The organism is Faecalibacterium sp. OM04-11BH (assembly GCF_003482185.1).
GTDB classification, from domain to species: Bacteria; Bacillota; Clostridia; order Oscillospirales; family Ruminococcaceae; genus Faecalibacterium; species Faecalibacterium tardum.
In genome coordinates this window covers 305038-324319 of record NZ_QULS01000002.1, presented here as the reverse complement: position 1 = coordinate 324319, position 19282 = coordinate 305038, and the positions used below count along the sequence as shown (strand labels likewise).

Here is a 19282-nt window from a genome sequence, read left to right as displayed (position 1 = left end):
CGCGATATTAGGTAAAAAACAAGAGGCAAAGCGCCCTATTCTCCCCAAAAGCGGCAAATATCGCCCGCTGGCCGCAGCCTGCAATTGAAAAATGCTGCCCATACTGCTATAATAAGGCGGTACACCCGTAGAAAACGGAGGAAGTTCTATTCATGTATCGAAATCGGATCAAACGACTGTTGGACATTTTCCTGTCAGCCTGCGGCATTCTGTGCCTTTCGTGGCTGCTGTTGCTTCTGGCTGTTGCTATCAAGCTGGACTCGCCCGGGCCGGTTTTCTTCCGGCAGAAGCGTGTGGGCATCGGCAAGCGGCATTTCCAGATCCTCAAGTTCCGCACCATGCGCATCGACACCCCCCACGATATGCCCACCCATCTGCTGCACGACCCGGAACAGTATATCACCCGCATGGGGCGCTTTCTGCGCAAGACCAGTCTGGACGAGCTGCCCCAGCTGTGGAATATCCTTGTGGGGGATATGGCTGTCATCGGCCCGCGCCCTGCGCTGTGGAACCAGTATGATCTGCTGGCCGAGCGGGATAAATACGGCGCAAACGATGTGCGCCCGGGGCTGACCGGCTGGGCGCAGATCCATGGCCGGGACGAGCTGGAAATTGCCGAAAAGGCAAAGCTGGACGGCTGGTATGTGGAGCATATCAGCTTTGGGCTGGATGTGAAGTGCTTCTTTGGCACCATTACCGCTGTGCTCCGGCATGACGGCGTGGTGGAGGGCGGCACCGGCACCCTGCATGATGAAAAATGATCTATTATATGGAGACACCGGAGCCTTGGCTGACGCTCCGGTGTCTCCGTTTTTACAGAAAGCACAGCACAGAGCGGCTGAAATTGGCATATCTCTTGATTTATCCCCTGAAAAGCGTATAATAAAACAGTACACAAGACGTTAAAGGAGGATTCCTGTATTATGGAACGCACCTATATCAATGAGGCTCAAAAGGCCATCGGCGGCACGGTGAAGGTGCAGGGCTTTATCGAGAACCTGCGCAACAGCAAGTATATGGCATTTATCGTGCTGAAGGATATTACCGGCAAGCTGCAGATCACGGTGGAAAAGGCCGACCACCCCGAGCTGGTGGATACCATCGACCAGCTCACCCCGGACTCTGTCATCACCGTCACCGGTAAGGTGATGGAGAACGACTACGTCAAGATGGGTGGCGTGGAGATGATTCCCGAGAGCATCGAGGTGGAGAGCACCGCCGATGCACTGCCCATCGTCCGCAAGGAGATCGCAGCCACCAAGAAAAAGAAGGCTGTGGAGCGCTCCAGCATCGACCAGCGCATCGACTACCGCTGGATCGACCTGCGCACCGACGAGAACCAGCTGATGTTCAAGGCACAGAGCTGCTTCGTCAACGCCATGCGCAAGTTCCTGCTGGACCGCAACTTCATCGAAATCCACACCCCCAAGCTGATCGCTGCTGCCAGCGAGAGCGGCTCTGAGGTGTTCAAGGTGGACTACTTCGACCGTAACGCTTATCTGGCACAGAGCCCCCAGTTCTACAAGCAGATGGCTATGGCTGCCGGTTTTGAGCGCATCTTCGAGACCGGCCCCGTGTTCCGCGCCGAGAAGAGCTACACCAATAAGCACGCTACCGAGTTCTCCGGCTTCGATCTGGAGTTCAGCTACATCACCTCCTTCAAGGACGTGATGAAGATGGAAGAGGAACTGCTGACCGCCGGTCTGCAGGCTGTTAAGGACAGTTATGGCGACCAGATCAAGGAGCTGTTTGGTCAGGAAGTCATCGTGCCCACCACCCCGTTCCCGGTGGTCAAGCTGGCAGACCTGTACAAGGGTCTGGAGGAAGAGTTCGGCTACACCGTGGACGAGAGCGAGAAGGGCGATCTGACCACCGAGGCCGAGCGCCTGAGCTACGACTGGGTCAAGAAGCACTACGGTCACGAGTTCCTGTTCATTACCGATTACTCTGCCGAGAAGCGCGCCTTCTACCACATGCGCGATGAGAACGGCGTGCCGCAGGGCTACGACCTGATCTGGCGCGGTGTGGAGATCACCACCGGTGCCCAGCGTGAGCACCGCTACGAAGTGCTGAAGAAGCAGGCCGAGGAGAAGGGTCTGGCCGAGGACGTCAAGTTCTATCTGGAGTTCTTCCAGTACGGCTGCCCGCCCCACGGCGGCTTTGGTCTGGGCATCGACCGCCTGACCATGCTGCTGTGCGGCCTGAGCATCAAGGACGCCGAGTTCCTGTTCCGTGGCCCCAACCGCCTGACCCCGTGATTTCATAAAACCTTTCTGAGAGCTGCTGTGCTTTGCACGGCAGCTCTTTTTTGAGTCCCGTGAAAAGGCAATTGAGGAAAATTCGCAGATTTTCCTCAATTGCAATTATGTAAAATAATTTTTCCGCTGATTATGCCCAGAGCAAAGCGGAGGGCATTTAGGATCGTCCCGGCATAATAAGCGCTCCCTTTTCATACGATACAACGAGCACACCCACCCCTACGGGCGCGGTGCGCAGCGCAACAGGAAGGGGAGAATTGCTTTGGAAAAACAGGAACAGAACAGCATCTGTCGCGAGATCGGCGCACGCACCGGCGGGGATATCTACATCGGTGTGGTGGGCCCGGTGCGCAGCGGCAAATCTACCTTTATCAAGCGGTTCATGGAGCAGCTGGTGCTGCCCGCTATGTCCGGCTCTGCCGCTGCCCGGGAACGCGCCCGGGACGAGCTGCCGCAGTCGGCAGCGGGGCGCACCATCATGACCACCGAGCCGAAATTCATCCCGGAGACCGCCGTGCCCTTGCAGCTGGAGGGCGGCGGGGCGTGTCGGGTGCGGCTGATCGACTGCGTGGGCTACATGGTGGAGGGTGCCATGGGGCACGAGGAGGACGCAAAGCCCCGCATGGTCAAAAGTCCGTGGTTCGAGCGGGAGGTGCCCTTTGATCTTGCCGCAGAGACCGGCACCCGCAAGGTGATCTGCGAGCACTCCACCATCGGGGTGGTGGTCACCACGGACGGCTCGATCAGCGATATCCCCCGGGCGGGCTACGCAGAGGCAGAAAAGCGGGTCATCACAGAGCTGGAAGCGCTGGGCAAGCCCTATATCATTCTGCTTAACAGCACCCACCCGGACGCGCCGGAGACCCGGCAGCTGGCCGAGGGCATGGCACGGGACTACCGCCGCACCGTGCTGCCGGTAAGATGTGTGGACTTGGATGCCGCCATGCTTGGGGAGATCCTGCGGCGGGTGCTGTACGAGTTCCCGGTGCAGGAGCTGGATTTTGCCCTGCCCCGCTGGGTGACGATGCTGGAGCCCGGGCACTGGCTGCAAGCGCAGGTGTACGCAGCTGCCATGCAGCTGGCAGAGCGGGTGTCCCGCATGAAGGATCTGCCCACTGGAACGGACGCCCCTGCGCTGGAATGCGATGCCGTGCAACGCTCGGCGGTGGCAGGGGCGGACCCTGCTGCCGGTAGTGTGCGGGTGAGCGTGGAGTTAAAGCCGGAGATTTTTTATCAGGTGCTCAGCGAGCAGACCGGGCTGGATATCGGGGACGAGGCCGGGCTGATGCCCTGCATCATGGAACTTGCCCGGGCAAAACGCGCCTACGAAAAGGTGCGCAGCGCCTTGGAGCAGGTGGAGGCCACGGGCTACGGCATCGTGATGCCCTCCATTGATGAGCTGCATCTGGAACCGCCGGAGATCGTGCATCAGGACGGGCGCTGCGGGGTGCGGCTGCAAGCCTGCGCGCCCTCTATCCAGATGATGAAGGCCACCATCCACACCGAACTGAGCCCTATCGTGGGTACTGAGAAGCAGAGCGAGGACTTGGTGCAGAGCCTGCTGGCCGACTTTGCGGACGACCCGGTGCAGCTGTGGGAGTCCAACATTTTCGGCAAAAGCCTGCACGAACTGGTGAACGACGGCTTGCAGAATAAGCTGCTCCACATTCCGCAGGAGGCCCGCACCCGCCTGCAGGAAACGCTGGAGCGGGTTATCAACGAGGGCTGCACTGGGCTGATTTGTATCCTGATCTAGGGCGTATCTGAAAAAAATCCCCGCCCGCCGTAAGGTTTGCTTACAGCGGGCGGGGATCGTTCTGCTTTTATTTTTCTTCCTCGGTCAGCTTGTTGATCAGCAACTGGTAGATTTCGTTGCCTTTCAGGATGAACTGTTTTTTCACCAGCTCGGCACTCAGCCGGTCGGGCGCGCCCAGCTCCAGACAAAACAGCTCGCTGTCCAGCCCCTTTACGGTGCAGCGCACGGTGCAGTGACCGTCTGCCTTTTCGGTGATGTGGGCACTGTACTTGGCCTCCTTGCGGGCCCATGTCTGGCAGCGCAGCACAGCAGCCACCGCCCGCTCCCGCACGCTGCGGGGCAGGTCGTAGGCCAGCTCCTGCGCCACCTTGCGGCCCTTGTCAGTAATGGTATAGCTGTCGCCGGTCAGGGTGACCAGTTCCTGCTTTGTGATATCGTCCAGACAGGAGCCGATCTCAAAATAGTTGACAAGGGCTTCCTCCATCAGGGCGTTTTCAATCTCCTGCCGGGTAATGGGACCGGCGTTTTTCACCAGATAGCACAATAGCAGCCGGATCTCGGTGCTGCTGGTCAGGCCGCCGGGACGGACACCGGCGGTAAAAGCATCATTGGCGCTCATCGTTCCTTACATCCCCCTTGCACTTTCACATGGTATCAAGGGTCTGCGCCGCTGCCAAAAGGGTGGGCAGCGGGCAGACAAAAACTCTTTCTATTAGTATAAAGGCTTTCAGCCCGGATTGCAAGCCGCAACGGCAAAATCTGTCTCAATGCGCTTGGGACATTCCGGTGTGGAGTACATCCACCTGTCCAGATGTCCCTCGGTGATGAAGTACCGCAGCTCAAACCGGTGGGGTTGGCTCAGGGCGTGGTTCACGATGACCAGCTTGATCTTCATCTTTTCCGGCAGGATGTTTTTGATGTAGACGCTTACCGCCTGTCCGGGTGCAAGGCCGGAGCAGCTCTCCGCAAGCCCCGCAAGGTTCGGTGCGATTTCCACAAAGGTGCCGTATTCCTCTACGCTGCGCACGATGCCCACCACCGTTTCGCCCACGGTGAAGCGGGCGGCGTTCTCTGCCCATGTGCCCAACAGTTCCCGGATGGTCAGCACAAAACGCCCCTGCGCGTCCCGGTTCTTGATGGCACACAAAATCTGCTGCCCCACGCTGACCCGGTCGGCAGGGGAGGAGATGCGGCTTACCGACATACAGTCGATTGGCAGCAGGGCGCTGATGCCGCAGCCTACATCACAAAACGCGCCGAACGGCTCGATGTGGGTCACCGTACAGGGCAGGATATCCCCGGGCGAGAGCGTGTCCAGATACTCCGCCTTGCACAGCCGCTGCGCCTCGGCGCGGGAAAGCCGGTAGCAGGGTGCGCCGTCCTCGTCCGTGTCCAGCCCTTCGATGACAAAACAGGTGGGGCGTCCCACCCGGGTCAGCACCGCAATATCCCGCACGGTACCGGTCTCGGCACCGTCTGCGCACTGGGCAAAGGGCATCACCGCTTTTACGCCGCCCAGCTCAAACCGCAGCTGCCGCCGGGTATCAAAGGCAAGGGCGGTGGCCTGCAAAATCTCGCCGCTGGCCATGGCAGCCCGCAGCTCGGCAGGAGAAAGGCGGGCGGCAGAACGGTAACTATTTTCGGTACGATAAGCTTGCATCATGTTTCATTCCTCTTTCTATATGGTTTTCGGGTCTCTGTGCGATGCTACAACGATATGCAGCACTGTGCGCAGATATTTGCATTTTGTGCGGCTTTGCATTATACTATATCTGTATGCGCAACACCCGCTGGGCGGGCGGCGGCACACACTGGCTCTGCCGGGCATCTGCGCGGCAGAAAAGAAGGGAGAGGTCGGATAAATATGGACATCGCTGTGGGAGATACCATCCTCACCCGCAAAAAGCACCCCTGCGGAGCATCCAGCTTCGAGGTGCTGCGGGTGGGCATGGATTTTAAGATCCGCTGCACCGGCTGCGGACGTGAGGTCATGCTGCCCCGCGCCAAAATTGAAAAGAACATCAAAAAGGTGGTAAAGCCCGGCAGCGCGCAGTAGCGCAGCCAACGCACCCGAACCGGAACGAATTTTGTAAGGAGAACTGCAAGGATGCAAGATATTTCTTCCCGGATGGATGCGGTCTGCCGCCGCTTTGAGGAACTTTCCATGCGGCTGAACCAGCCCGATACCGCCGCCGACCCGGCACTGTTCCGCAAGCTGATGCGGGAGTACCACGACACCGAGCCGGTGGTGGAGGCTTACCGGGACTGGCAGACCGCGCTGGATCATCTGGCACAGGCCAAAGCCCTGCTGGAGGAGCCCGGTTCACTGGACCCGGACTTCAAGCAGATGATACAGCAGGAAATCAGCGAAAAAAGTCAAGATGTGGCAAAGCTGGAAAATAATCTCAAAATTTTGCTGCTGCCCAAGGACGTGAACGACGGCAAAAACGTCATCATGGAGATCCGCAGCGGTGCCGGCGGCGAGGAAGCCGCCCTGTTTGCCCACAGCCTGCTACGCATGTACACCATGTACGCCCAGAACCGTGGCTGGACACTGGAAGTGCTCAACCTGAACGAGACCGAACTTGGCGGCGTAAAGGAAGCCATCGTCTCGGTGGATGGCGCAGGTGCGTATAACCGCCTCAAGTACGAGAGCGGGGTGCACCGGGTACAGCGTGTGCCGGAAACCGAAACGCAGGGGCGCATCCACACCTCCACCGCCACCGTGGCGGTAATGCCGCAGGCAGAGGAGGTGGACTTTGCGCTGGATATGAAGGACCTGCGCATCGATACCTTCCGCTCCTCCGGTGCGGGCGGTCAGCACATCAACAAGACCTCCAGTGCCATCCGCGTGACCCATATCCCCACAGGTACGGTGGTGGAGTGCCAGAACGAGCGCAGCCAGTTCCAGAACAAGGATAAAGCATTGGAGATCCTGCGCAGCCGGTTGCTGGCGCAAAAGCAGAAGGAGCAGCAGGACGCCATCAACGCCCAGCGTCAGGGGCAGGTGGGCACCGGCGACCGCAGCGAGAAGATCCGCACCTACAACTTTCCGCAGGATCGCTGCACCGACCACCGCATCGGGCTGACCGTCCACAATCTGGAAAAGATCATGGACGGCAATCTGGACGAGGTAATCGATGCCCTTGCCACCCGCGAGCAGACTGAAAAGCTGCAAAGGCTAGGCGGGTAAAACCCGGTTTTGCGGGTGCAAAACCACTCGAACGGATGCCAAGCAATTATACTTTACAGATAGAAAGAACGATGATTCGTATGGAAATCAAAACCAGAATTTTACCTGCCGATGAAGCAGGCGTAGCCGAGGCCGCGCAGCTGCTGCGGCAGGGGCAGCTTGTAGCCCTGCCGACAGAGACGGTCTATGGCATTGCCGCCGATGCCCGCAACGGCGCGGCGGTGCGCGATATTTTTGTGGCCAAGGGGCGCCCGCAGGATAACCCCCTTATCGTCCACGTCACCGGGCCGGAGATGCTGCCGGGTCTTGTCAGCGAGGTGCCGGAGCGCGCCCAGCTGCTGATGGCAGCCTTCTGCCCCGGTCCGCTGACCATCATCATGCCGCGCGGGCCGGAGGTGGCGGATGAATGCTGCGCCGGGCTGGATACCGTGGGCATCCGTATGCCCAGCCACCCGGTAGCGCGGGCGGTCATCCAGCAGAGCGGCTGCGCCTTTGCCGCCCCCAGCGCCAACCTTTCCGGCAAGCCCAGCCCCACCAACGCACAGGATGTGTTCACCGATATGGATGGCCGCCTGCCGCTGATTTTGGACGGCGGCGAGTGCGATGTGGGCGTGGAGAGCACCGTGGTGTCGGTGGTGGGGGAAAAGCCCACCCTGTTCCGCCCCGGTCACATCACGCTGGAGGACTTGGAGCGCGCCCTCGGTGAAGAGGTGGAGGTGTCCAAGGCCATTCTGGAAAAGCTGCCGGAGGGTGCTGTGGTGCGCAGCCCGGGCATGAAGTATAAGCACTACGCCCCCAAGGCCGATGTGACCCTGCTCAACGGCACATTTGAGCAGTTCAAGGCCTATGTGGACGCCCATAAAAACGAGAACCCCAGCTGCCTGTGCTTTACCGGCGAAAGCGCAAAGCTGGATGTGCCCTGCGTGGAATACGGCCGCGAGGGGGACGGTGCCGATCAGGCAAAGCACATCTTCCGCTCCCTGCGGGCGCTGGATGAGCAGGGCGATGGTGTGGTCTACGCCCGCTGCCCGCAGAAGGATGGCCTGTCCATGGCAGTGTACAACCGCCTGATCCGCGCCGCCGCCTTCCGGGTGATCGACCTATGATCACCTTGGGCATCACGGGACGCAGCGGCTGCGGCAAGTCTACCGTCACAGCGGTATTTGCCGCCCACGGCGTGCCGCTGGCCGACGCCGACCAGCTCAGCCGGGAAATTTTGTTGCCCGGCTCGCCGCTGCTGCCGCAGCTTGCGGCGCGGTTCGGCGTGGATATTTTAAAGCCGGATGGCACGCTGGACCGCCGCCTGCTGGCTGACCGCGCCTTTGCCACCCCGGAGGGCAAGGCCGCGCTGGACAGCCTGACCCACCCCGCCATCGTGGCACGCATCCGCGCCGCAAAGCAGGCGGCGCAGGTCGCCGGAGCGCCCCTTTTTGTGCTGGACGGTGCGGTCATCGTGGGTACTGCGGCACAGGCTGAATGCGATCGCCTGTGCGTGGTCACCGCACCCTTTGAAACCAGCGTGGCGCGCATTGTGGCGCGGGACGGCATTTCGCCGGAGATGGCCGCCCGCCGCCTGAACGCCCAGACCCCGGAACAGACCCTGACCGCACAGGCGGACTACACCCTGCATAACGATGCCGGGCTGGAGGCGCTGCAAGCCGCAGCCGCCCGCCTGTGTGAGCGGCTGCAGGCAGAAGGGGGCGTGACGGCAGCGCTTTGAACGAACAAAATTATGAAAAAGTCTACGACCCTATCGCCGCCCGGGAGCGCCGCGCCGCGCGGGAAAAACTGCATCGCCGCAAACAGCAGCGCCGCCGCCGGATGGTACGGCAGCTGGTCGCTTTGTGCTTGGCAGTGGTGCTTACGGTGTGCGTGGTGCCGCCTTTGTGCAACCGGGCAGAGCAGCTTTTGTACCCCCGCAAGTACGAGCAGCTGGTGGAAAAATGGGCGGCAACCTACGAGCTGGACCCCCTGCTGGTCTACGCTTTTATCCGCACCGAAAGCGGCTTTGACCCGCAGGCTACCTCCAGTGTGGACGCCCGGGGCCTGATGCAAATGACCGAGGAGACCTTTCTCTGGATGCGCAGCAAAATTGCCCCGAATGAGCCGCTGACCTTTGCAGACCTGTACAGCCCCGATACCGCCATCCGATTCGGGTGCTATTATCTGCACCTGTGTATGGTGCGCTACAAAGGAGATGTATCCACGGCGGCAGCGGCTTACCACAGCGGCTGGGGCACGGTGGATCAGCTGCTGCAAATGGAGGAACACTCCGCAGACGGGGAAACGCTGCAGGGCTTCCCCTATAACCAGATGCACCATTATGTCAACAAGATCACCGCCTGCTACCAGACCTATCAGCGTCTGTACGCAGGTCAATGATAAAAAGTTAAGGAGCGTAAAATTATGAGCGAGAAATTTACTGCAAAAGAGTACGCCGAAAAGCTGCTCTACACCCCCGAATACGCTGCCGACAAACAGGCAGATGTAAAGGAAAAGGCTGCTGCCTTTGCCGAGGGCTACAAGAAATTTATGGACAGCGCTAAGACCGAGCGCGAGGCTGCCGTTGTCAGCGAGCAGATGCTGCTGGCTGCCGGCTACAAGGCTTTTGAGCCTAAAAAGGCCTACGCCCCCGGTGAGAAGGTCTACTTCATTCAGGAGAACAAGGCTGTTGTGGCGGCTACCATCGGCCAGAAGCCCTATGAGGAGGGCTTCCGTCTGGTCATCGCCCACATCGATTGCCCCCGTCTGGACCTGCGTCCCAACCCCCTGTACGAGTCTGACCACATGAGCTACTTCCGCACCCACTACTACGGCGGTATACGCAAGTACCAGTGGGCCACCATCCCGCTGGCCATCCACGGCGTGTTCACCCGCGCCGACGGTTCCAGCGTCAACTTTGCCATCGGTGAGGACGAGAACGATCCCGTGTTCTGCATCACCGACCTGCTGCCCCATCTGGGTGCCGAGCAGAACGAGCGTAAGCTCAGCGAGGGCATCAAGGGCGAGGAGCTGAACGTGCTCATCGGCTCTGACACCGTGGAGGAAGAGGACGTCAAGGAGGCTGTCAAGCTGAACACCCTCATCCTGCTGAACCAGAAGTACGGCATTACCGAGCGCGACTTCACCCGCGCCGAGATCGAGGTGGTGCCCGCTGCCAAGGCACGCGATGTGGGCTTTGACCGCTCCATGATCGGTGCCTACGGCCACGATGACCGCGTGGACGCTTATCCCGCGCTGCTGGCCGAGATCGAGACCAAGGATCCCGTGCACACCACCATCTGCGTGCTGACCGATAAGGAAGAGATCGGCTCTGACGGTGTGACCGGTATGCAGAGCATGTATGTGTTCCACTTTATGCAGCTGCTCTGCCGTGCTGCCGGTCAGGACGACATCCTCGCCTTCCGCAACAGCGTGTGCCTGTCTGCGGACGTGACCGCCGCCTACGATCCTTCCTGGGCAAGCGCCTTTGAGAAGCAGAACGGCACCTACGCCGGCCGCGGCATTGCCATCTTCAAGTACACCGGCAGCCGCGGCAAGAGCTCTGCCAGCGATGCCAACGCCGAGCTGCTGGGCGACATCACCCGTATGCTGGATGCCAACAACGTGGCATGGCAGATCGGCGAGATGGGCCGTCTGGATCTGGGCGGCGGCGGTACCATTGCCAAGTATGTGGCAAACCGCGGCATCAAGGTGCTGGATCTGGGCGTGCCCGTGCTGTCCATGCACTCTCCCTTCGAGGTCATCCACAAGACCGACCTGTACATGGCATACCGCGCCTTCTCTGTGTTCTGCCAGTCTGCTGACTGATCCCCCGCGCTGACGGATATTTTGCATTAAAAACCGAGCTGCCTGCACATTTTTGTGCGGCGGCTCGGTTTTTTTGCGCAAAAGCCTTGACCTTCAACCGGCTTTAAGGTGTAATGTAAGGGCGGAGGTGAAGCAAATGAACATCAAACAGGCTTCCGAACAAAGCGGCGTGTCCGCCCCGAACATCCGCTTTTATGAAAAAGAAGGGCTTTTCACACCGGCACGCAGGCAGGGCAATGACTACCGCGATTACACCGCCGGGGATGTCCGCACGCTTAAACTTATCCGTATGCTGCGGATGCTGGATGTGCCGCTGCCTACCATCAAGGCGGTACTGCGCGGGGAACAGCCACTGCAACAGGCGCTGCAAGCCCAGCAGACCGTGCTGGAGCAGCAGGCAGTACAGCTGGCGGCAGCCATGCAGTTCTGCGCCGACCTTGCCCGGCAGGCTCCGCAGACGGACACGCTGGACGTGGACGCCTGTCTGACCCGCATGGAAAGCCCCGCCCCGCAGCAGGGCTTCTTCTCCGGCTGGCTGCAGGATTACTGCACGCTGGCGCAGGTGCAGCATCAGAAGCACTTTTTCTTTATCCCGCAGGGCAGCATCAACACCCCGCAGGAGTTTACGGCGGCTTTGCAGGCCTATGCAGAGGAAAAGGAAATGCAGTTCACCCTGACCAAAGAGGGGATGTACCCGGAGTTTTCGCTGGACGGCATCGCGTATAAAGCCTACCGCAACCCGGGCAAGTATCGCGATGAGATTTGTTGCGATGCCATGCACCCCGAGCAGCTGGACGCAGGACTGCCCGCCCGGCGGGAGAAGCTGCTGCGCATCCTGCGGATCGCTGTGCCGCCGGTGTGCACCTTTGCTGCCATTCTGGCGGCAGGGTGGGTGGTGACCGGCGGCGCAGGCTGGCTCTGGCTTGCAGTGCTGGCCTCTGCCGGAGTGCTGCTGGGGCGCTGCTTTGAAAGGTGGCTATAAGGCGCGTTACCCCAGCGGCAGCGCCTCAGCTACGGTCAAAAAAGTATAGCCGTTGTCTGTATACCACCGGATGATATCCGGCAGTGCTTCGGCGGTGGTGCGGGTGGTGGCAGAGTCGTGCATCAGCACCACGCAATGGGTCTGCTCGCCGGTCTCCCGCACCACGTTGCGGTAGATGGTATCCGCACTGGGATGCCCGCCCACGGCGTCCTCGGCGCAGACGTTCCAGTCTACCCACTGCCAGCCGCGCTGCTCTACCTCGGTTTTTAGCTGTTGCATCAGCCCCTTGCCGCCGTAACGGCGGCTCACGGTGTTGGTGCTGCCGCCGGGAAAGCGCAGATACCGGATGTTCTCGGCGTCCACATAGGGGGCAATGCGCTCCTTCAGCAGGGCGATATCCTTCCAGTAGGCGGCGCTGCTGCGGTAGATGTCGCTGTATTCGTGGGAGGCAGAGTGCAGCGCGATTTGATGCCCGGCGGCAGCAGCCTGTGTGAGCAGGGGCAGATATTTCTCGTTGTAGCCGGTGGCCACCACAAAAAAGGTGCCGTGCACCCCGGCGGCATCCAGCGCAGCCAGCACCTCCGGGGTGGTCTTGCTGGGGCCGTCATCAAAGGTCAGGCAGACCCATTTTTCCGGCAGGGAAGGGGCTGCGGGCGTACCGTCATCGGATGCAGCCACCACCGGTGCAGCAGGGGAAAAGGGGCTGAAGTCCGGCGCGGCGGTCAGCTCGTTCAGCTTGCAGCCCACCGGTGCGCGTACCGGTACCAGCCACCCCGCCGCAAACGCTGCCAGCGCTGCTGCCAGCAGCCCGCCCCATAGTCCGATGCGCCCGCCGGTGCGCCGCACAAAAAGTTTCATACACGAACCCCCTCCTTTGCTCTGGGCGCAGCGCTGCAGGCAGATTTTCTGCGCACAAATGACCTGTGTAATTGCCAGAAAAGCTGCCTTTGCGCGCGCGTTGCGCTGCTATTATAGATATGAAACTTAAAAAAACTTATGAGAAACAAAGAAACCACTTGACGAAACGCCGGAAATGTGTTACTATATGCAAGCAGTCCGCACCAACGGTTTTCTACCTCAAAAACCGGAGAACTGTAAAACAGGTATGCGAGGGTGGCGGAACTGGCAGACGCGCACGTTTGAGGTGCGTGTGGTTTATCCTTGGGGGTTCGAGTCCCCTCCCTCGCACCAGAAGGCAAGTCGGTTTTTGACTTGCCTTTTTTCTATGAGCAGAAGTGGTGGAATGGCAGACACGCTGGTTTTAGGCACCAGTTCCTTGTGAGTGAGGGTTCAAGTCCCTTCTTCTGCACCAATGAAAAGACCCGCAGCAGCCCTGAAAGTTCAGGCGCGGCCTCTGCGGGTCTTTTTGTCCTTTTGAGCGGCAAAAACAGAGCAAATCTGCGTGAATCGCCCTTGAAACGACACGAATCACCCCGGGGATGTGTTGACAGGCTTTTTTGCGGGATGGTATAATAATTATTAGGAATAGTGTCGGTTTATATGGGAGCTGACACGCGGCGCTTGTGCACTTTTGCGGAACTTTGTGCATGGCGCTTCAGGATAAAGCCTTTGGGAGAACGTATTGTGAAGAGGTCTGGCTGCGGGGCAGTCGGAGGAAACAGCCTTATGATGAAGAAACAAAAAAATATACTGCTCATAGCAGGGATGCTGCTGGTGCTGCTGGTCGGCATCCTTGCTTACAGTGCCTATACCCAGAAGGAGGTCTATCAGGAAAGCACGGCAAATCTGCTTTCCACCTATGGGCAGTCTGCCAAGACCTTTACCATGTTTGCGCAGCGCAACTGGAACATCCTGACCGACTGGGACAGCTATCTGGGCGCCCTTGCGGAGCGGGGAGAGCAGGAGGGGCAGTGGCAGGAGTATATTGCCCAAAAGGCTACCTGGCAGTACACGGATTTTTACCTGTTCAACGAGCAGTGCGAGTTTTGGACCACCGCCGGGCGGCAGGGCACGGCAGAGCATATGAGGGCAGCTTTTGAGGAGCTGTATACTGCAAATGCTCCGGTGATCACCAGCTACACCTCCAGTCAGGGCATCCGTAAGATCATGTTTGCCATGCCTATGGAACAGCCCTTGCAGCTGGGTGACACCACCTATACGGCGCTGGCGGTCAGCTACGACAACGCCGTGCTGGAAAAGCTGCTGGGCAGCATGGTCTATGAGGGACAGAGCGATTGCTATATCGTGCGTTCAAACGGTGATGTGGTGCTTTCCACCGAGACAAAGACCGAGATCACCGAGCAGATGACCAACCTGTTTGATTACTTGCAGCAGAACGCCCGTGTGGATCAGCCCTACTATGACACCATGGTGCAGACCCTGCCGCAGGGCGGCGAGGGCTGCGTACTGTACACGTTGAACAGCCAGAAATATTACCTGATCTATCAGCCGCTGGGCATTCTGGATTGGAGCATCATCGGCATCGTGCCCACCGGGGTGGTGGATGCCGGGATGCGCAGTGTGCAAAACGCTACCATTTTAGTCATTGCGCTGCTGGGGCTTTTGATCATGGCAGGCGTGGTAAAGATCCAGCGTGACGCGGAGCGCAACCGCCGCCGGGAGCTGGAGCGCCGCCGGGAAAAGAGCGATATGATGTTTGCGGGCATGGCACGCGTCGTGGAACGTTTTGCGGTGTGCGATCTGGACCGTGACCGCTACCAGTACCATGAGCGGCACGGAGAGCCACTGTACCCGCCGGAGGGTTCTTACCAGCAGATGCTGGAGCAGATATCGCGCAAGTATGTGGTGCTGACCGACAGCGAAAACGCCAAGATCCCCCAGATGCTGGCCCCGGAGAACCTGCGCAGGCTGATCAAAACGGACAACGACTCCCTCAAGCTGGAATACGCCGCCCGCGATAAAAGCGCATTTTTCATGATGACGGTGGTTCCCATGGCGTGGAAGGGCGACCGCCTGACCCGCGTGATGATGATCGTGCAGGATATGGGAGAGCAGCACCTGCTGCAAAGCCTTGCCAACACCGATGGCCTGACCGGCCTGCTGAACAAGCGCTATTTTGACCAGGTACTGACCGTGCTGGAGCAGCACAGCCAGCCCTTTGCGCTGTTCTATATGGACTTGGATCGCTTCAAGCCGGTCAACGATACCTACGGCCATGATGTGGGCGATGAGCTGCTGAAGGGCGTTTCCCAGCGGCTGCAGGGCTGCATCCGCAGCCGGGATTACGCCTTCCGTCTGGGTGGTGACGAGTTCGCCCTGCTGCTGATCGGCCCGATGGAATCGGAGGCTTGCGCCAGCAAGATGAACCTGATCTGTGAAATGATCGCCGTGCCCTATGAGATCGATGGAAACACCGTGAGCGTGGGTGCCAGCTGCGGCTACGCCTTGTACCCAGCCGAAAGCGTGGATGTGCAGCAGGTGTGCTATATTGCCGACCAGCGGATGTACGAGAATAAGCAGGCAAACCACGCCAGACAGGACGGCGCGGAAGGCATTTAAAATTGTCTTACATAAAGCAAGGCCGCAGCACGGTATTTTGTGCTGCGGCCTTGCCGTTATATTATGCTATTACAGATGCAGCATATCCCGCTGGGCGGCAGCGCGGTAGCGCAGCGCAGCGGCGATAAAGCCTTTGAACAGGGGATGTGCGCGGTTGGGGCGGCTCTTGAACTCCGGGTGGAACTGTGCACCCAGATGGAAGTCGCGGCCGGGCAGCTCCACAGTTTCCACCAGATGGCCGTCCGGGCTAGTGCCAGAGATGACCAGCCCGGCGTCCTGCATCTCCTGCCGGAAGTCGTTGTTGAACTCATAGCGGTGGCGGTGGCGCTCCCAGATCTCGCTCTCGCCGTAGCACTCGGCCATCTTGGTGCCGGGCTTCACCGTGCAGGGGTACTTGCCCAGACGCATGGTGCCGCCCTTGGGGATGTTGCCCTGCTGGTCCGGCATCAGGGAGATGACGTTGTGGGCACCGTCCGGGGTGAACTCGCTGGAATTAGCGTCCTTGTAGCCCAGCACATTGCGGGCAAATTCAATGACCATGATCTGCATACCAAGGCAGATGCCAAAGCAGGGAACACGGTTCTCGCGGGCATACTGGGCGGCTTGGATCATGCCCTCGATGCCGCGGTCGCCAAAGCCGCCGGGCACGATGATGCCGTCCACGTCTGCAAAGGCTTCTTTGCAGGCGGCCTGATCGGTCAGATCCTCGCTTTCCACCCAACGAATCTCCACTTGACTGTCGTTCTCAAACCCGGCGTGGTAAAGGCTTTCCATCACCGAGAGGTAAGCGTCGTGCAGCTTGACGTACTTGCCCACCAGTGCAATGGTGCAGGTCTTGCTGCGGGTGGCAATGCGGGAGACCACCTGCTTCCACTCGGTCAGGTCGGCGGGGGGAACATCCAAGTGCAGCTGATGCACCACAACATCGTCCAGACCGTTGGTGTGCAGCATCAGCGGGCACTGGTAGAGGCTCGGCATGGTCAGGTTCTCAATGACGCACTCCGGCTTGACATTGCAGAAGGTGCTAATCTTGCGGCGGATATCGCTGCCCACACTGCCGTCTGCGCGCAGGATGATAATGTCGGGGCTTACGCCCATGCCCTGCAGCTCCTTGACTGAGTGCTGCGCGGGCTTGGATTTGTATTCGTCCGAGCCGGAGATGTAGGGCACCAGCACCACATGGATGAAGCAGCAGTTCTCCCGTCCCTGCTCCAGACCTACCTGACGGATGGCTTCAAGGAAGGGCTGGCTCTCGATATCGCCGGTGGTGCCGCCGATCTCGGTAATGACCACATCGGCTTCGGTAGAGGAGGCCAGATTGTAGATGTAGCTCTTGATCTCGTTGGTGATGTGAGGGATGATCTGCACCGTCTGCCCCAGATAAGCGCCCTGACGCTCCTTGTTCAGCACGTTCCAGTACACCTTGCCGGTGGTCAGGTTGGAGTACTTGTTCAGGTTTTCGTCGATGAAGCGCTCGTAGTGTCCCAGATCCAGATCGGTCTCGGTGCCGTCATCGGTCACGAACACTTCGCCGTGCTGCAGCGGGCTCATGGTGCCCGGATCCACGTTCACATAGGGGTCCAGCTTCTGGCTGGCCACCTTCAGGCCGCGGCACTTCAAAAGCCGTCCCAGAGATGCAGCAGTAATGCCCTTGCCCAGACCGGAGACCACGCCGCCGGTCACAAAAATAAATTTTGCCATAAAAATATACCTTCCTCTTTCGTAAAATAAAACTTTTCTATAAAAGGCTCGCTCCCGGCGCACCCCTTTCCCTGCGGGTGCGTCTCATTCGCTTCTGTCAGCGTACTCCTCCAGCACCTCCTGCGCCACCTCGGCGCGGTCGCGGCGGGTGTCCATAGCCTGTTTTTCAAGGTAGCGGTGCGCTTCGGCCTCGGTCATGTGGGCGTGTTCTACCAGACAGCACTTTGCCCGGCTGACCAGCCGCAGCTGCCCGATCTTGTCCTGCAGGCGGGCGTTCTCCTGCCGCAGACGCTGCAGGCGGTGGTTGCCGGCAGCTGCCATGTGCATGGCTTGCAAAAACAACGGGGTGGTGAAGGGTTTGCTCAGCAGCAGCACCCCCTGCTCGTTCAGAGGGGCAAGCAATTGCTCAGCCTGTGCGGCCTTTACCAGAAAGACCACACCGGCATCGGTCTGCTCCACAGCGGTGATGCACAATTCGTGCCCGAACTCATCGGGCAGGGGAGCGTTGACCACGATCAACTCAAAATCAGATTCCGACATTCTGCGCCGCGCCTCGGCTCCGCTGGGAATGATCACCGGGCGGCTGTAACCCATCTCGGACAGCCGCGTGGCGATATACTCGTTGGAGTTGGCACCGGCGCTTACGATCAGTGCGCGTCCCATTTTCCGCACTCCTTTCTCCTGCGCAGGCAGGGATCAGATGGCGTTAAAATAGTAGACGCGCTCGTGCTCGGCCTGGTCAGGCGCACTCCGCAATGCGGCGCAGCGCTTGAGTTCCTCCGAGAAATAGCGCTTAGAAAGCCCCTCCGGCAGCACCTTGCGCAAAAACTCGCTCTCCTCGGCTACCTGCACCGCCTCCTCAAGGGTGGCGGGCAGGGTCTCAAGACCCAGTCCCTCGGCCTCGGCGGCATCGAACAGGTTGCGGTTCACCGGCGGCTGCAAGACCATGCGCTGCTCAATGCCGTCCAGTCCGGCAGCCAAAATCAGGCCAATGGCCAGATACGGGTTGCAGGCAGGGTCCGGGCTGCGCAGCTCCATGCGGCAGCTGTCGCCCTTGACCATGGGGATGCGCACCAGCTGGCTGCGGTTTTGGCGGCTCCAGCTCACATAGCGGGGCGCTTCGTCACAGCCAAAGCGCTGGTAGCTGTTGGGCAGGGGATTGGTGAACACGGTCAGTTCCCGGCTGTGGGCCAGTACACCGGCCATAAAGCTGCCTGCTACGCTGTCCGGGGCAATATCGCCCTCAAACAGGTTTTTGCCGTCCATGTAAAGCGAGAGGTTGATGTGCAGCCCGCTGCCGGCCTGCTGGGGCAGGGGCTTGGGCAGAAAGCTGGCGTGCAGGCCGTTGCGCATGGCAATGGCACGGACGATCTGCTTAAAGGTCATCACGTTGTCGGCAGTTTTCAGCGGCCCTGCGTAGCGGCAGTCGATCTCGTTCTGGCCGTTGCCGCTTTCGTGGTGGCTGTGCTGGGGTGCCATACCCATCTGCTCCATGGTCAGGCAGATATCCCGGCGCAGGTTTTCACCCGCATCCAGCGGCGCAACGTCAAAATATCCGCCAAAGTCAATGGGAATGCAGGTGGGGCGGCCACGGTCGTCCTTTTCAAACAGATAAAACTCGCACTCGGTACCCACGTTGCAGGTAAGTCCCAGCTTTTTGAATTTGCGGTTCATATCCCGTAAAAAGCCCCGGCAGTTGCCGCTAAAGGCTGCGCCGTCCGGCATTTCCACATCGCAGAAGAACTGCATCACCCGCCCTTCGGTGGGACGCCACGGCAGGATGGTCACGGTAGAAAGATCCGGCCGCAGTACAAGGTCGCTTTCCTCAACGTGCATAAAGCCCGCAATGGAACTGCCGTCAAAGCACACGCCCTCTTCCAGAGCCTTGGACAGATTACTGGCCAGCACGGCAATGTTCTTCTGGGTGCCAAAAATATCACAGAAGGCAAAGCGCACAAATTTGACGTTGTTGTCCTCCACAAAATCCAGAATATCCTGTTGGGTGGAATAGCTCATAAATACCCCCCTTACAAAAACTGCATTTCAAATAAAACGCCCAAAGGCCTGCCCTCAAAAAGGGAGCAGGTCTTTGGGCTGGTGTA

The 19282-nt window shown here is 59.5% G+C and carries 17 protein-coding genes and 2 tRNA genes; 13 read left to right on the top strand and 6 right to left on the bottom strand.

All coding sequences use genetic code 11. From position 1 onward, the window contains the following. Positions 1 to 152 precede the first annotated feature (152 nt). From DXB44_RS03285 to spoIVA, 3 genes are all read left to right on the top strand, one after another. Entirely contained in the window at positions 153 to 761 is a 609-nt protein-coding gene (locus DXB44_RS03285) for a sugar transferase (RefSeq protein ID WP_097780112.1), read from the top strand. Positions 762 to 923: 162 nt separating this feature from the next. Next, a complete protein-coding gene (aspS, locus tag DXB44_RS03280) occupies positions 924 to 2258 on the top strand; it encodes an aspartate--tRNA(Asn) ligase (RefSeq protein WP_118657725.1) in 1335 nt (444 codons plus the stop codon). A 262-nt stretch (positions 2259 to 2520) separates the two neighbouring features. Next, complete coding sequence (spoIVA, locus tag DXB44_RS03275) at positions 2521 to 4014, top strand: stage IV sporulation protein A (RefSeq protein ID WP_118657724.1); 1494 nt, start codon at positions 2521 to 2523, stop codon at positions 4012 to 4014. 67 nt (positions 4015 to 4081) lie between these two features. On the opposite strand, the gene DXB44_RS03270 is transcribed toward spoIVA, so the two are convergent. After that, on the bottom strand, positions 4082 to 4633 hold the full coding sequence (locus DXB44_RS03270; RefSeq protein WP_118657723.1) for a DUF4364 family protein: 552 nt from the start codon (positions 4631 to 4633) through the stop codon (positions 4082 to 4084). Positions 4634 to 4741: 108 nt separating this feature from the next. Then, positions 4742 to 5677 (bottom strand): S1 RNA-binding domain-containing protein, encoded by a 936-nt coding sequence (locus DXB44_RS03265; protein WP_118657722.1) that lies wholly within the window; start codon positions 5675 to 5677, stop codon positions 4742 to 4744. A gap of 201 nt (positions 5678 to 5878) precedes the next feature. Between DXB44_RS03265 and DXB44_RS03260 the strand changes: the two genes are divergently transcribed. From DXB44_RS03260 to DXB44_RS03230, 7 genes are all read left to right on the top strand, one after another. Further along, on the top strand, positions 5879 to 6070 hold the full coding sequence (locus DXB44_RS03260) for a DUF951 domain-containing protein (RefSeq protein ID WP_005926458.1): 192 nt from the start codon (positions 5879 to 5881) through the stop codon (positions 6068 to 6070). 51 nt (positions 6071 to 6121) lie between these two features. Continuing rightward, positions 6122 to 7207 carry a peptide chain release factor 1 gene (gene prfA, locus DXB44_RS03255; protein ID WP_055184677.1) on the top strand — a complete coding sequence of 362 codons (1086 nt, stop codon included), beginning with the start codon at positions 6122 to 6124 and terminating at the stop codon, positions 7205 to 7207. 80 nt (positions 7208 to 7287) lie between these two features. Next, complete coding sequence (locus tag DXB44_RS03250; RefSeq protein WP_118657721.1) at positions 7288 to 8313, top strand: L-threonylcarbamoyladenylate synthase; 1026 nt, start codon at positions 7288 to 7290, stop codon at positions 8311 to 8313. Next, complete coding sequence (gene coaE / locus DXB44_RS03245) at positions 8310 to 8927, top strand: dephospho-CoA kinase (RefSeq protein WP_118657720.1); 618 nt, start codon at positions 8310 to 8312, stop codon at positions 8925 to 8927. Before DXB44_RS03250 ends, coaE begins: the two co-directional genes overlap by 4 nt. Next, entirely contained in the window at positions 8924 to 9589 is a 666-nt protein-coding gene (locus DXB44_RS03240; RefSeq protein ID WP_118657719.1) for a lytic transglycosylase domain-containing protein, read from the top strand. Before coaE ends, DXB44_RS03240 begins: the two co-directional genes overlap by 4 nt. Before the next feature lie 24 nt (positions 9590 to 9613). Then, positions 9614 to 11017: an aminopeptidase gene (locus DXB44_RS03235; protein WP_055184663.1), complete on the top strand. Its 1404-nt coding sequence runs from the start codon at positions 9614 to 9616 to the stop codon at positions 11015 to 11017. 136 nt (positions 11018 to 11153) lie between these two features. Next, positions 11154 to 11999 (top strand): MerR family transcriptional regulator, encoded by an 846-nt coding sequence (locus tag DXB44_RS03230; protein ID WP_118657718.1) that lies wholly within the window; start codon positions 11154 to 11156, stop codon positions 11997 to 11999. A 6-nt stretch (positions 12000 to 12005) separates the two neighbouring features. Here DXB44_RS03230 and DXB44_RS03225 read toward each other — a convergent pair whose 3' ends face one another. Beyond that, positions 12006 to 12857 carry a polysaccharide deacetylase family protein gene (locus DXB44_RS03225; protein ID WP_118657717.1) on the bottom strand — a complete coding sequence of 284 codons (852 nt, stop codon included), beginning with the start codon at positions 12855 to 12857 and terminating at the stop codon, positions 12006 to 12008. A gap of 249 nt (positions 12858 to 13106) precedes the next feature. Here DXB44_RS03225 and DXB44_RS03220 point away from each other — a divergent pair. The 3 genes from DXB44_RS03220 (at position 13107) to DXB44_RS03210 (ending at position 15479) form a co-directional block, all read left to right on the top strand. Continuing rightward, a tRNA-Leu gene (locus DXB44_RS03220) sits at positions 13107 to 13190 on the top strand. Between the two features lie 38 nt (positions 13191 to 13228). Next, positions 13229 to 13311: transfer RNA gene (locus DXB44_RS03215), tRNA-Leu, on the top strand. 314 nt (positions 13312 to 13625) lie between these two features. Then, positions 13626 to 15479 carry a sensor domain-containing diguanylate cyclase gene (locus tag DXB44_RS03210; protein WP_243111015.1) on the top strand — a complete coding sequence of 618 codons (1854 nt, stop codon included), beginning with the start codon at positions 13626 to 13628 and terminating at the stop codon, positions 15477 to 15479. A 69-nt stretch (positions 15480 to 15548) separates the two neighbouring features. On the opposite strand, the gene DXB44_RS03205 is transcribed toward DXB44_RS03210, so the two are convergent. From DXB44_RS03205 to DXB44_RS03195, 3 genes are all read right to left on the bottom strand, one after another. Next, complete coding sequence (locus tag DXB44_RS03205) at positions 15549 to 17180, bottom strand: CTP synthase (protein ID WP_055184657.1); 1632 nt, start codon at positions 17178 to 17180, stop codon at positions 15549 to 15551. Between the two features lie 84 nt (positions 17181 to 17264). Continuing rightward, positions 17265 to 17843: an ANTAR domain-containing protein gene (locus DXB44_RS03200; protein WP_118657716.1), complete on the bottom strand. Its 579-nt coding sequence runs from the start codon at positions 17841 to 17843 to the stop codon at positions 17265 to 17267. Positions 17844 to 17876: 33 nt separating this feature from the next. Next, positions 17877 to 19196: a glutamine synthetase family protein gene (locus DXB44_RS03195; RefSeq protein WP_118657715.1), complete on the bottom strand. Its 1320-nt coding sequence runs from the start codon at positions 19194 to 19196 to the stop codon at positions 17877 to 17879. Positions 19197 to 19282 lie beyond the last annotated feature (86 nt).